Origin of the sequence: Streptomyces sp. NPDC020845 (assembly GCF_044334165.1) — a bacterium.
GTDB lineage: Bacteria > Actinomycetota > Actinomycetes > Streptomycetales > Streptomycetaceae > Streptomyces.
Genome location: NZ_JBIRSJ010000009.1, coordinates 501,300 through 514,057, shown reverse-complemented (window position 1 = coordinate 514,057; position 12,758 = coordinate 501,300). Strand labels below are relative to the sequence as shown.

Below are 12,758 nucleotides of genomic sequence, written 5' to 3'. Positions count from 1 at the left end.
TGACCATGCCCACCACAGTTCCCGCATACGGCGCGGAGGCGGCCGAGCGACTGGCGTCGATGGCGGATGTGACCGCCACCGACGGCGCGCTGCGCCGCTTTCTGCACGGCCTGCCGGGCGTCGACGCGGTCGGCCTGCAGGCTCGTGCCGCCGCGCTCGGCACCCGCTCGATCAAGACCACGGCGAAGGCGTACGCCATCGACCTGGCCATCTCCATGATCGACCTGACGACCCTGGAGGGCGCGGACACCCCGGGCAAGGTCCGGGCGCTGTGCGCCAAGGGGGTCAGCCCCGATCCGACCGACCGCTCCGTCCCCAAGGTCGCGGCGATCTGCGTCTACTCCGACATGGTCGCCACCGCCAAGCAGGCCCTGGCCGAGGCGGGCGGGTCCGAGGTCCATGTGGCCTCCGTGGCGACCGCCTTCCCCTCCGGGCGGGCGGCGCTCGCCGTCAAGCTCGCCGACACCCGGGAGGCCGTGGCCGCCGGGGCCGACGAGATCGACATGGTGATCGACCGCGGCGCCTTCCTGTCCGGGCGCTATCTCCAGGTCTTCGAGGAGATCCGGCAGGTCAAGGAGGCGTGCCGGCGCACGGACGGCAGCGGCACCGCCGCCCACCTCAAGGTCATCTTCGAGACCGGCGAGCTTCAGACGTACGACAATGTGCGCCGCGCCTCCTGGCTGGCGATGCTCGCGGGCGCCGACTTCATCAAGACCTCCACCGGCAAGGTCGCGGTCAACGCGACGCCCCCCGTCACCCTCCTCATGCTGGAGGCGGTCCGCGACTTCCGGGACACGACCGGGGTGCAGGTCGGGGTGAAGCCCGCGGGCGGCATCCGCACCTCCAAGGACGCCATCAAGTACCTGGTGCTGGTCAACGAGACGCTGGGCGCGGACTGGCTGACGGCCGACTGGTTCCGCTTCGGCGCCTCCAGCCTTCTCAATGACCTGCTGATGCAGCGCCAGAAGCTGAGCACCGGACGGTACTCCGGTCCCGACTATGTGACGGTGGACTGAGACTGCCATGACGAACCCAGCCATCACGAACCCCGCCATCACGAACGCGTTCGAGTACGCACCCGCGCCCGAGTCCCGCTCCGTCGTCGAGATCGCCCCGTCGTACGGGCTCTTCATCGACGGCGAGTTCACCGAGGCCGCCGACGGCAAGGTCTTCAAGACCGTTTCCCCCGCCTCCGAGGAGACGCTGTCCGAAGTCTCGCTCGCGGGCACCGAGGACGTGGACCGCGCGGTCAAGGCGGCCCGTAAGGCCTTCGGAAAGTGGTCCGCGCTGCCCGGTGCCGAGCGCGCCAAGTACCTCTTCCGCATCGCCCGCATCATCCAGGAGCGCTCACGCGAGCTGGCCGTCCTGGAGTCGCTGGACAACGGCAAGCCGATCCGCGAATCGCGCGACGTCGACCTCCCCCTGGTCGCCGCGCACTTCTTCTACTACGCGGGCTGGGCCGACAAGCTCGAATACGCCGCCCGCGGGCGGAGCCCGCTGAACGGCACGAGCGGGCCGAGCCCCAAGCCACTGGGCGTCGCGGGCCAGGTCATCCCCTGGAACTTCCCGCTCCTGATGCTCGCCTGGAAGATCGCCCCCGCCCTCGCCGCGGGCAACACGGTCGTCCTCAAGCCCGCCGAGACCACCCCCCTGTCCGCCCTCTTCTTCGCGGACGTCTGCCGCCAGGCCGGGCTCCCCAAGGGCGTCGTCAACATCATCACCGGCGACGGCTCCACGGGCGCCGGACTGGTGGCCCACCCCGGGATCGACAAGGTCGCCTTCACCGGCTCCACCGAGGTCGGCAAGGCCATCGCCCGTACGGTCGCCGGTACGGAGAAGAAGGTCACCCTCGAACTGGGCGGCAAGGCGGCCAACATCGTCTTCGACGACGCGCCGATCGACCAGGCCGTCGAGGGCATCGTGGGCGGCATCTTCTTCAACCAGGGCCACGTCTGCTGCGCGGGCTCCCGGCTCCTGGTCCAGGAGTCGATCCAGGACGAGCTGCTGGACGCGCTCAAGCGCCGGATGCGTACGCTCCGGGTCGGCGATCCCCTGGACAAGAACACCGACATCGGCGCGATCAACTCGGCCGAGCAGCTGGCCCGGATCCGTACCCTCGCGGACGCGGGAGAGGCCGAGGGCGCCGAGCGCTGGGCCCCGGAGTGCGAGCTGCCCACCTCCGGCTACTGGTTCGCGCCCACCCTGTTCACCGGCGTCACCCAGGCACACCGCATCGCGCGCGAGGAGATCTTCGGCCCGGTGCTCTCCGTCCTCACCTTCCGCACCCCGGAAGAGGCGGTCGCGAAGGCCAACAACACCCCGTACGGGCTGTCCGCCGGCATCTGGACCGAGAAGGGCTCGCGCATCCTGTGGATGGCGAACAAGCTCCGCGCGGGTGTGGTGTGGTCCAACACCTTCAACAAGTTCGACCCGGCCTCTCCGTTCGGCGGCTACAAGGAGTCCGGTTACGGTCGCGAGGGCGGCCGCCACGGCCTGGAGGCGTACCTCGATGTCTGACAACACGGTTGACCGGCTGAGCGTTCTCAAGACCTACAAGCTGTTCGTCGGGGGCAAGTTCCCCCGGTCCGAGAGCGGGCGGGTGTACGAGGTGACCACTGCGACATCAGCCGCTGGCGCGGCGGGGAAGAGCCGCTGGCTCGCCAACGCGCCGCTCTCCTCCCGCAAGGACGCCCGCGACGCGGTCGTCGCCGCCCGCAAGGCGTTCGGCGGCTGGTCGGGGGCCACGGCCTACAACCGCGGCCAGATCCTCTACCGCGTCGCGGAGATGCTGGAGGGCCGCCGCGAGCAGTTCGCGCGGGAGGTCGGCGACGCGGAGGGGCTTGGCAAGTCCAAGGCCGCCGCCGTCGTGGACGCCGCGATCGACCGCTGGGTCTGGTACGCGGGCTGGTCCGACAAGGTCGCCCAGATCGCCGGGGCCGCCAACCCGGTCGCGGGCCCGTACTTCAACCTCTCCACGCCCGAGCCGACCGGCGTGGTCGCGGTCCTGGCGCCGCAGGAGTCGTCGTTCCTCGGGCTGGTCTCCGTGATCGCCCCGGCGATCGTCACCGGCAACACGACCGTGGTCGTGGCCAGCGAGCGCGCCCCGCTCCCGGCCCTCTCCCTCGGTGAGGTACTGGCCACCTCCGACCTCCCGGGCGGCGTGGTCAACGTACTCTCCGGCCGCACCGCCGAGATCGCCACCCCGCTCGCCGCCCACCAGGACGTCAACGCGATCGACCTCGCGGGCGCGGACGCGGAGTTGGCCCGCTCGCTGGAAGAGGCCGCCGCGGACAACCTCAAGCGTGTTCTCCGTCCACAGCCTGTGGATTGGTCGGCCGACCCGGGCACGGCCCGGCTGTTGGCCTTCCTGGAGACGAAGACGGTGTGGCACCCCATGGGTGTTTAGCGCGGGGGACGCAGCGGGGGACGCAGCGGGGGACGTATAGGGCCAGGGAACGCCGCGCGACCGCCGGGGGAACACCACACGACCTGAGGGGTTCCTCCGGCGGCGCCATGCCTCACACTGGTGTCCCGTGACCATTCCTCCCATACCCGCCCGCGTCGTCCTGCTGTCCGGCCCCTCCGGCTCCGGAAAGTCGTCCCTGGCGGCCCGCACCGGCCTGCCCGTGCTCAACCTGGACGACTTCTACAAGGAGGGCGACGACCCCTCGCTGCCGCAACTCCCGGGCGGGGCGGGCGCCGACTGGGACTCGCCGCTGTCATGGGACGCGGACGGCGCGGTCGCGGCGATCGAGGCGCTGTGCCGTACGTCCCGTACCACGGTGCCGGTGTACGACATCGCCACCAGCGCCCGCGTCGGCGCCGAGCCGCTGGACATCGGCCGTTCGCCGCTGTTCATCGCCGAGGGGATCTTCGCCGCCGACATCATCGAGCGCTGCCGCGCGCTCGGCCTCCTCGCCGACGCCCTGTGTCTGCGCGGCCGGCCCTCCACCACCTTCCGCCGTCGGCTGCTGCGCGATCTGCGCGAGGGGCGCAAGTCCGCGCCCTATCTGCTGCGGCGCGGCTGGCGGCTGATGCGCGCGGAGCGCGGCATCGTGGCGCGGCATACGGCGCTGGGGGCGTATCCGTGCGGGAAGGATGTCGCGATGGGCCGGATCGCCGCCGCCGCGGCCTCCGGCCGGGCCTGCCTCAGCCCGAGAACCGCGGAGCCGGCGTCGCCCAGCAGGACCTCTTGAGGCGCGCCTGGATGTGCTGCGGCGATGGCGCGATGCCGCTTGACGTAATGAAAAGACGGGATGACGCAATGAAAAGACGGGCCCGGACAGACCCCCCGGCCGTCCGGACCCGCTCGTTTCCCCCGTGATCCCCCGTGCTTCCCCCGTACTACCGACGCTCCCCCGAACGTCGGCCCCCGTGGTCCCCCCGCTTTCCCCCGTATCCCCCGTTCATCCTCAGGCGACAAGCTCGCCGAAGGACTCCTCCTCGTCACGGCCGAAGCTGAGGGCTTCGTCCTCGCGCAGCCGGCGCAGCGAGCGCCAGATGCCGCTTTTGACCGTTCCGACACTAATGTTCAGAATTTCCGCAATCTCCGGATCCGTCCGGCCCTCGTAGTAGCGCAGCACCAGCATCGTGCGCTGCAGCTCGGGCAGCCGGGCCAGGGCCTGCCACAGCACGGCGCGCAGCTCGGTGCCGCGCATCGCGTCGTGGTCGCCCGCCGTCTCCGGCAGCTCCTCCGTCGGGTACTCGTTGAGCTTGCGCCGACGCCAGGCGCTGATGTGCAGATTGGTCATGGTGCGGCGCAGATAGCCGCCGACCGCCGCCTTGTCACTGATCCGGTCCCAGGCCCGGTAGGTCGAGAACAGCGCGCTCTGCAGCAGGTCCTCGGCCTCGAACCGGTCACCGGTCAGGTGGTAGGCGGTGGCGTACAGGGAGGCGCGGCGCTCTTGGACGTAGGCGGTGAATTCCTCCGACGTCCCGCACCGCTCCCCCGATGCCTCCCTGTACGAGCTTCCCCCGCTTCCTCCGCGGCCCCCCTGGTCCGCGGAGCCCCCCTCTTCCTTGGAGCCGGCCGGCTCCACCGGTCCCCCCGGGCCCGTGTTCCCCCCAGAGGCCCCCGTGTACGCGTCAATGGCCACCACATAAGGAGGCCGCTGACGCCCGGTGCCGCGAGCGCACCCCCGCCCGCTCACGGCACCGGACTTCTCGTTGCTCCGGCCGGCGTCGTGGAGGCGCGTGCGAATGACTGCGCTGGCGTTGTTGAAGTGCAGTGTGTTCATGTCGCGCCCCCCGTCGGTAGAGCTTGCTCGGTTCCTTGTGCTTCCCGGGTCCTCGTTCCTCCCGGTGCCCAAAAGACTGCCGGGCCAGTTTCATGGCCCTGTCTGCCGACTGTCACAGGCTCGTCACAGGGGCAGGGGGTGAATGAACCTCCTGACTGCCTGACGGTCGAACTACAGGCCCCTTGTAGGCCAGAATGACCAACGTGCCTTTCCTTCTGCTGATCGAGGACGACGACGCCATCCGCACGGCCCTCGAACTCTCCCTGTCCCGCCAGGGCCACCGCGTGGCGACGGCGGCGACCGGCGAGGACGGCCTGAAACTGCTGCGTGAGCAGCGGCCGGATCTGATCGTGCTGGATGTGATGCTGCCCGGCATCGACGGCTTCGAGGTGTGCCGCCGCATCCGGCGCACCGACCAGCTGCCGATCATCTTGCTGACCGCGCGGAGCGATGACATCGACGTCGTGGTCGGTCTTGAGTCGGGCGCGGACGACTATGTGGTCAAGCCCGTACAGGGGCGGGTGCTCGACGCCCGGATCCGCGCGGTGCTGCGCCGCGGTGAGCGGGAGGCCAATGACTCGGCGTCGTTCGGCTCTCTGGTCATCGACCGCGCGGCCATGACCGTGACCAAGAACGGCCAGGACCTCCAGCTCACCCCCACTGAGCTGCGGCTGCTGCTGGAGCTGAGCCGCAGACCGGGGCAGGCGCTGTCGCGGCAGCAGCTGCTGCGGCTGGTGTGGGAGCACGACTATCTCGGTGACTCCCGACTGGTGGACGCCTGCGTACAGCGACTGCGCGCGAAGGTGGAGGACGTACCGTCGTCCCCGACGCTGATCCGTACGGTGCGCGGGGTCGGATACCGGCTGGACGCGCCACAGTGAGCGGGCAGGCGATGGCTGAGCGGCCCGGGTCGCTGGACGCCGCGTGCCGCCCGACCGCGGGCGCCGCGGGGGGCGGGGTAGCGAAGCGTTGAGCGCGGTGAGGGGGCACCACCCAGCGGTAGCTGGGGGAGGGAAGCCCAGCCGGGCACGTGGCTGGGCCGCGGGGCTGTTGCGGTGGCTGAGTCTGCGGCTGCGGCTGATGCTCGTCTTCGGTCTGGTGGCGCTGGCGGCCGCCGTGTCCGCGTCGGCGATCGCGTACTGGCTGAATCGTGACGCGGTGCTCACACGCACCCAGGACGCCGCGCTGGACGACTTCAGCAAGTCGCTGAAGGAGGCCACCGACCCGCTGCCAGCCGTGCCGACCTGTCCCGAATTGCAGGACGCCGCGGATCGGATGGCGGACAACTCCCAGAAGTACGAGGTGCTGCTGATCGCCCGGACCGAGGGCGGCGGCCCGTGCACCGCCGCCTCAGCGGACGATCTGCTGACGCTGAAGACGGTGCCCGAAGCACTACGGAGCGCGGTCGACAAGAAACGCGCCGTCGCGGGCTCCAATACCTCCCCGTATCACCTCTACTGGCAGCGGATCACGCTGAAGGGCACCCCATACCTGATCGGCGGGGCCCGGGTGAACGGCGGCGGGCCGACCGGCTACATGCTCAAATCCCTGGAGACCGAGCGCCAGGACCTCAACTCCCTGGCCTGGTCCCTGGGCATCGCCACCGCCCTGGCGCTGATCGGCTCCGCGCTGCTCGCCCAGGCCGCCGCGGCCACCGTGCTGCGGCCGGTGCAGCGGCTGGGCGAGGCGGCGCACCGGCTGGGCGAGGGGCATCTCGACACCCGGCTCGAGGTCTCCGGCACCGATGAGCTCGCCAATCTCTCCCGTACCTTCAACCGGGCCGCGGAGCGGTTGGAGAAGCGGGTGGAGGAGCTGAGCGCGCGGGAGGCGTCCAGCCGACGCTTCGTCGCGGACATGTCGCATGAGCTCCGCACCCCGCTCACCGCGATCACGGCGGTGACGGAGGTGCTGGAGGAGGAGACCGACGCGCTCGACCCGATGATCGCCCCGGCGGTGCAGCTGGTGGTCAGCGAGACGCGGCGGCTGAACGACCTGGTGGAGAACCTGATGGAGGTGACCCGCTTCGACGCGGGCACGGCACGGCTGGTCCTGGACGACGTCGATGTCGCGGACCAGGTGACGGCCTGCATCGACGCCCGGGCCTGGCTGGACGCCGTCGAGCTCGACGCGGAGCGCGGCATCATGGCCCGGCTCGACCCCCGGCGGCTGGACGTCATCCTCGCCAATCTGATCGGGAACGCCCTCAAGCACGGCGGCTCGCCGGTGCGGGTCTCGGTGCGGCCCGAGGACGACGATCTGCTGATCCGGGTCCGGGACCACGGCCCGGGCATCCCCGAGGACGTGCTTCCGCATGTCTTCGACCGCTTCTACAAAGCCAGCGCCTCCCGGCCCCGGTCGGAGGGCAGCGGACTCGGCCTGTCGATCGCGCTGGAGAACGCGCATATCCACGGCGGCGAGATCACCGCGGACAACTCTCCCGACGGCGGAGCCGTCTTCACGCTGCGGCTGCCCATGGACGCCTCACGGCTGAGCGAACCGGACCAACCGGACCAAGGCGGTAGCGAGGGCGGCGGACAGGGCGGCGGCCAGGACAGCACTGAGCACGGCAGCACTCAGCACGGCAGTACTCAGCACGGCGGCCGGGACGCCGGTCAGGACGGCCCGGACGAGGGGAGCGAGCGATGAGGCGGCGAGCGGCGGGCGCGCTGCTCGGGGCGGTGGCGCTGCTGGCCTCGGGATGCGGCATCCGCGGTACGTCGGTGCCGGTCGACGCGGGCCCCGCCCCCTCGCGCGCGTCGTGTCAGGCGCCCGAACCGGGCCGGTCGGCCGAGGGTGCGGGCCGGGTCACCGTACGGGTCTATCTGATCTGCACCTCGCGGATCCTCTCGGTGAGCCGGTCGGCGCGGCTGACGGACGAGAAGACGCCCGAGCCGCTGCAGGTCGCCCGCGCGCTGCTGGAACAGTTGCAGGAGCAGCCGTCGTTGGCCGAGGAGGAGGCGGGGTTCTCCACCGCGGTGGAGGACTGGGTGCGGGTCTCCGGACCGGCCAAGGGCGACCCGGACGGCGCGCTGCGGCTGAACCGGCTGCCGGAGGAGCTTCAGTCGTACGCGCTCGCGCAGATCGTCTGCACCTTCGCGGAGACCACCGTGGCGGACTCCAGGCACCGGGTGGTGCTCGGCGGCCCGGACGCGGACCGGGATCCGCTCAAGCGGTACGAGTGCACGGGGGAGATGCGCCGCCACCCCGAGATCGCGGTCACTTCGGGCGTACTCGTCTCCTGACGCTCTGCGCGCCCCAGCCCCGCGTGGCGATTGCGGCCCGCGCTCCCGCCCTCCTTCCCGCTTCTGGCCGACTCGCCGGTAACCCGTTTCTCACCAGCGCGACTCGGCCGGAACCGCGACCCCCGCAACAGGCGTCCTGAGAGTCGTGCAGGGTCATGGTTCCGGCCGCCGCAGGGCCGCCTTCCGCTTCCGCGCCGCGGGATTCGTCCTCCTCGCCGCACATCTCGCGTATGTGTGCTGGCTGACCCTGCGCCCCCTGTCCGCGCCCTGGGTGACCGCCGTGACCCTGGAGCCGCTGGCCACCATCCGCGCCGATCTGGCGCTCGGCCCCTGGGAGGCCACCCGCAGCATCGGCGGCGGGCTGCTGCTGCTCGCGCCGCTGGGTGTGCTGCTGCCGCTGGCGGGGGGCCGGGTGACGGTCTACCCGCTCGCCTCGTTCGTCCGTACGGTCTTCACCGGCGCGATGGTCTCCCTGACGATGGCGCTGGTGCGCAGCGAGCTCACCGGCCAGATCATGAACGTCGACACGGTGCTGCTCAACACGGCGGGCGTCGCGCTGGCGCATCTCGCGGTGGTTCCCGCCGCACGGTCGTGGCTCCGCCGGCGGGCGGACCGGCGGCGGGCCGCCGCCCTCTCCCGGGACGGGGGCGACGAGGGCCGGGAAGGGGAACGGACCGGGGGCGGAGCCCAGGCCATGGCCCGTTCCGTCCACAGCGTCGGGGTCGCGCGGTAGGGCAGCACAGCACGCGGCAGCACACAGTGGGGCCCGCACACCCGGACCGGATGTGCGGGCCCCACTTGCCCGACAGTACGCGGGTCAGCCCAGCAGACCGCCCGGCAGACCGCCGGCCTTCAGTGCGTTGGGGCTGATGGGGAGGTTGTCCAACAGGGTCTTGCTGTTGGGGCCGGGCTGACCCGGCCGCGGGGCCTGGGGCCCGGGTGCGGGTGCGGGCCCCTGCCCGACGGACGCCTTCGCCTGCCCGGCGCCCGCGGGCCCGACCGGAGCGTTGCCGGCCGCAGCCGCGGTGCCGCCTCCGGCAATGACGGCGACCGCACCGAGGGCAATGGCACCGAGGGTCTTGATGGTTCCCTGCTTCATCAGAAATCTGTCCTTGAGACGGGGGCTTGACCGGTACGGCAACGTAGCCATGGATTTCGGCCTTCCGCAAACCCGGAAAAGCGCCCTCCACTTGCCTTCCGGCCGTTTATCCCCATCCGCTTCCCGCTCCGTGAGATCAGCCGCCATCAGCCGCCCTCGACGTGAGACCACCTGGTCAGGGGCGATGCGGAGGCCATCTGACGGAACAGCCATTCGGACTTCAATTCGGCATACCCGGACTTGATCACGTCATTGATCATCGCCAGACGTTCATCAAAAGGAATGAACGCCGATTTCATTGCATTGACCGTAAACCATTGCATGTCGTCGAGCGTGTAGTGGAACGTCGAAACGAGGTGCTCGAATTCGTCACTCATGCTCGTGCCGCTCATCAGACGATTATCCGTATTCACGGTCGCCCGGAATTGCAGTCGGCGCAGCAGCCCGATGGGGTGCTCGGCGTACGAACGGGCCGCGCCGGTCTGGAGGTTCGAGGTCGGGCACAGCTCCAGCGGGATGCGCTTGTCCCGGACGTACGAGGCGAGCCGGCCGAGGGTCACGCTCCCGTCGTCCGCCACCTCGATGTCGTCGATGATGCGGACGCCGTGGCCGAGCCGGTCGGCGCCGCACCACTGGAGCGCCTGCCAGATGGAGGGCAGTCCGAATGCCTCGCCCGCGTGGATCGTGAAGTGGTTGTTCTCCCGCTTGAGATATTCGAAGGCGTCGAGGTGGCGGGTGGGCGGGTAGCCCGCCTCGGCGCCCGCGATGTCGAAGCCGACGACGCCGTGGTCGCGGTAGCCGTTGGCGAGTTCGGCGATCTCCAGGGCGCGGGCGGCGTGGCGCATCGCGGTGAGCAGGGCGCCGACGCGGATACGCAGACCCTTCTCCCGGGCCCGCCGCTCCCCCTCCCGGAAGCCCTCGTTGACCGCCTCGACGACCTGTTCCAGGGTCAGCCCCCGGGTCAGATGCTGCTCGGGGGCGTAGCGCACCTCCGCGTAGACGACCCCGTCCTCGGCCAGGTCCTCGGCGCATTCGGCGGCGACCCGGAACAGCGCGTCGCGGGTCTGCATGACGGCGCAGGTGTGTGCGAAGGTCTCGAGGTAGAGCTCGAGCGAACCGGAGTCGGCGGCCTCCCGGAACCAGCGGCCGAGCTCCGCCGGATCGCTCTTGGGCAGCCCGTCATAGCCCGTCTCACGGGCGAGGTCGACGACGGTGGCGGGGCGCAGCCCGCCGTCGAGGTGGTCGTGCAGCAGCACCTTCGGGGCGCGGCGGATCTGCTCGGGGGTGGGGCGGTCCTGGTACTCGCTCGTCATCTGCGCACCATACCCCTACGCGCGTAGATCGTGTCATGTGCGGCTCCGCCGCGTGGCCCCGATAGATATGCAACAGTGACCCGCACGAGTGGTGGAGTACACCGCTCCTTCTGCGATCGTGTCGCCATGGTTCAGCAAGCGTTGCCCGAGCGGGGCGCCCGGCTGGGGCGGCCGAAAGGCGCGGCCGCCGCACAGGAGACCGTGCACGGTGTGGTGTTACTGCTCCCCGGGGGTCCGGAGACCGGCACCGGACGGCCCTCGCGGCTTTCGGTGGCCGCGGTGCTGCCCCTGGCCCGGCGGCTGGTCCGGGCGGGCCGCGCCGAAGGGCTGACCGCCCATGTCGTCCACTACCGCCACCGCGGCTGGAACGACACCGCGGCCGACCCCGCCGTGGACGCCGAGTGGGCGGTGGACGAGGCGATACGGCGCTACGGCGATGTGCCGGTGTGCCTCGTCGGCCACGGCATGGGCGCCCGCGCCGCCCTGCGCGCCGCCGGACACGACGCCGTCGTCTCGGTGGTTGCGCTGGCCCCGTGGCTGCCGCCGACCGAGTCCGCACTGGAACCCGAGCCGGTCAAGCAACTCGTCGGGCGGCAGGTGCTGATCGCCCACGGGACGAACGACCAGCGGGCCGACCCCGAGCTGTCGTACCGGCTCGCGGAGCGGGCCAAGAAGGCCAACCGGGATGTGTGCCGCTTCGAGGTCCACACGGACGGCCACGGGATGCACCACCACCGCTCCGAAGTACAGGCGCTGGCCGCCGACTTCCTGCTCGGCTCGCTCTTCGACCACGGCTTCTCCCGCCCGGTCGAGGACGCGCTCGCCGCCCCGCCACCGCTGGGGCTGCGCATGCCGCTGGCGGCGGGGTTCGGCTCGACGCTGCCGAGCTGAGCCCCGGCCTGACGGGGTTCAGCTGGGCAGGAGTTGTCCGCGGCGGCTGAGCAGGAAGCGTTTGAAGGCCGCGACCGGTGCGGTGTCCGGATGGCCGTCGAGCCAGGCGACGCCGATCTCGCGGACCGCCCGCGGGGCCGTCACCGTCAGCTCGGCCACCCCGGGGCGCGGCACTGCCGGGGGCGGCAGCAGCGCCACTCCGAACCCCGCGGCCACCAGGCCGCGCAGGGTCTCGGCCTCCTCCCCCTCGAAGGCGATCTTCGGTTTGAAGCCCGCCTCGGCGCACAGCGCGTCGGTGATGCGCCGCAGCCCGTAGCCCGGTTCGAGGGTGACGAAGAGCTCCGTGGCGGCCTCGGCCAGCCGGATCCGCTTACGGTCGGCGAGCCGGTGGTCGTCGGGCACCACCAGGCGCAGCCGCTGCTCGTCGAGGCGGCGGGCCACCAGGTCCGGGGCGTCGGGGACGGGTGAGGTGAGGCAGAGGTCGAGGTCTCCCGTGCGCAGCCGCTCGATCATCGCCTCGCCGTAGCCCTGGACGAGTTGGAAGCGCGCCCGCGGGTGGTCGACCCGGAAGGCGCGGATCAGACCCGGTACCGTCTCCGGGCCGAGGGTGTGCAGAAAGCCGAAGGCGATCTTGCCCGCGGCGGGGTCGGCGTCGGCCCGTACGGTCTCGGCGGCGCGCTCGACCTCGGTCAGCGCCCGTTCCACCGCGCGCAGGAACGTACGCCCGGCGGGGGTGAGCGCGACGGTGCGGCCGCGGCGGGCGAACAGGGCTACGCCCAGGTCCGCTTCGAGGCGTACCATCGCCCGGCTCAGCGTCGACTGGGGTACGCCGAGCCACTGCGCGGCCCGGGTGACGTGCTCGTGCCGGGCCACCGCCGCGAACTGCACCAGGCGGGGCGTCAGGGACGCGGCCCAGGAGTCGGCCTCGAACTCGGCCATGACGCGATCGGCGGCCTGGGACCCGACTGTGGACCCG

13 protein-coding genes are annotated in these 12,758 nt (G+C 71.3%); 9 read left to right on the top strand and 4 right to left on the bottom strand.

Features of this window, described 5'->3' with window-relative positions; translation table 11 throughout:
- The first annotated feature begins 5 nt into the window (after window positions 1-5).
- The 4 genes from deoC to ACH4U7_RS25900 all read left to right on the top strand — a co-directional run bounded on the left by deoC (window position 6) and on the right by ACH4U7_RS25900 (window position 4,196).
- Entirely contained in the window at window positions 6-1,016 is a 1,011-nt protein-coding gene (gene deoC / locus ACH4U7_RS25915) for a deoxyribose-phosphate aldolase (protein WP_179285671.1), read from the top strand.
- A gap of 7 nt (window positions 1,017-1,023) precedes the next feature.
- Window positions 1,024-2,517, top strand: coding sequence for an aldehyde dehydrogenase family protein (locus ACH4U7_RS25910; RefSeq protein ID WP_398530208.1), 1,494 nt, complete (start codon window positions 1,024-1,026; stop codon window positions 2,515-2,517).
- Entirely contained in the window at window positions 2,510-3,406 is an 897-nt protein-coding gene (locus tag ACH4U7_RS25905; protein ID WP_398530207.1) for an aldehyde dehydrogenase family protein, read from the top strand. The genes ACH4U7_RS25910 and ACH4U7_RS25905 overlap by 8 nt, the downstream gene beginning before the upstream one ends.
- A 127-nt stretch (window positions 3,407-3,533) precedes the next feature.
- Window positions 3,534-4,196: an ATP-binding protein gene (locus tag ACH4U7_RS25900; protein ID WP_398530206.1), complete on the top strand. Its 663-nt coding sequence runs from the start codon at window positions 3,534-3,536 to the stop codon at window positions 4,194-4,196.
- Between the two features lie 216 nt (window positions 4,197-4,412).
- Here the strand turns inward: ACH4U7_RS25900 and ACH4U7_RS25895 are convergent, their stop codons facing one another.
- Window positions 4,413-5,237 (bottom strand): SigE family RNA polymerase sigma factor, encoded by an 825-nt coding sequence (locus ACH4U7_RS25895; protein ID WP_398530205.1) that lies wholly within the window; start codon window positions 5,235-5,237, stop codon window positions 4,413-4,415.
- A 203-nt stretch (window positions 5,238-5,440) separates the two neighbouring features.
- On the opposite strand from ACH4U7_RS25895, the gene afsQ1 reads away from it, so the two are divergent.
- From afsQ1 to ACH4U7_RS25875, 4 genes are all read left to right on the top strand, one after another.
- Window positions 5,441-6,118 carry a two-component system response regulator AfsQ1 gene (gene afsQ1 / locus ACH4U7_RS25890; RefSeq protein ID WP_014177233.1) on the top strand — a complete coding sequence of 226 codons (678 nt, stop codon included), beginning with the start codon at window positions 5,441-5,443 and terminating at the stop codon, window positions 6,116-6,118.
- A 169-nt stretch (window positions 6,119-6,287) separates the two neighbouring features.
- Window positions 6,288-7,883, top strand: a complete 1,596-nt coding sequence (locus tag ACH4U7_RS25885; RefSeq protein ID WP_398530204.1) for an ATP-binding protein — start codon at window positions 6,288-6,290, stop codon at window positions 7,881-7,883.
- Entirely contained in the window at window positions 7,880-8,479 is a 600-nt protein-coding gene (locus tag ACH4U7_RS25880; RefSeq protein ID WP_398530203.1) for a hypothetical protein, read from the top strand. Before ACH4U7_RS25885 ends, ACH4U7_RS25880 begins: the two co-directional genes overlap by 4 nt.
- A 145-nt stretch (window positions 8,480-8,624) precedes the next feature.
- Window positions 8,625-9,212, top strand: a complete 588-nt coding sequence (locus tag ACH4U7_RS25875; protein WP_398530202.1) for a VanZ family protein — start codon at window positions 8,625-8,627, stop codon at window positions 9,210-9,212.
- An 84-nt stretch (window positions 9,213-9,296) separates the two neighbouring features.
- On the opposite strand, the gene ACH4U7_RS25870 is transcribed toward ACH4U7_RS25875, so the two are convergent.
- Both ACH4U7_RS25870 and ACH4U7_RS25865 read right to left on the bottom strand, forming a co-directional pair.
- Complete coding sequence (locus ACH4U7_RS25870; RefSeq protein ID WP_398530201.1) at window positions 9,297-9,578, bottom strand: hypothetical protein; 282 nt, start codon at window positions 9,576-9,578, stop codon at window positions 9,297-9,299.
- A gap of 146 nt (window positions 9,579-9,724) precedes the next feature.
- The gene (locus ACH4U7_RS25865) at window positions 9,725-10,891 is read right to left on the bottom strand and encodes an adenosine deaminase (RefSeq protein ID WP_398530200.1); all 1,167 of its coding nucleotides are present in this window, start codon (window positions 10,889-10,891) and stop codon (window positions 9,725-9,727) included.
- Between the two features lie 126 nt (window positions 10,892-11,017).
- On the opposite strand from ACH4U7_RS25865, the gene ACH4U7_RS25860 reads away from it, so the two are divergent.
- Window positions 11,018-11,782, top strand: a complete 765-nt coding sequence (locus ACH4U7_RS25860; protein WP_398530199.1) for an alpha/beta hydrolase — start codon at window positions 11,018-11,020, stop codon at window positions 11,780-11,782.
- Between the two features lie 18 nt (window positions 11,783-11,800).
- On the opposite strand, the gene ACH4U7_RS25855 is transcribed toward ACH4U7_RS25860, so the two are convergent.
- A complete protein-coding gene (locus tag ACH4U7_RS25855) occupies window positions 11,801-12,721 on the bottom strand; it encodes a LysR substrate-binding domain-containing protein (RefSeq protein WP_398530198.1) in 921 nt (306 codons plus the stop codon).
- Window positions 12,722-12,758 lie beyond the last annotated feature (37 nt).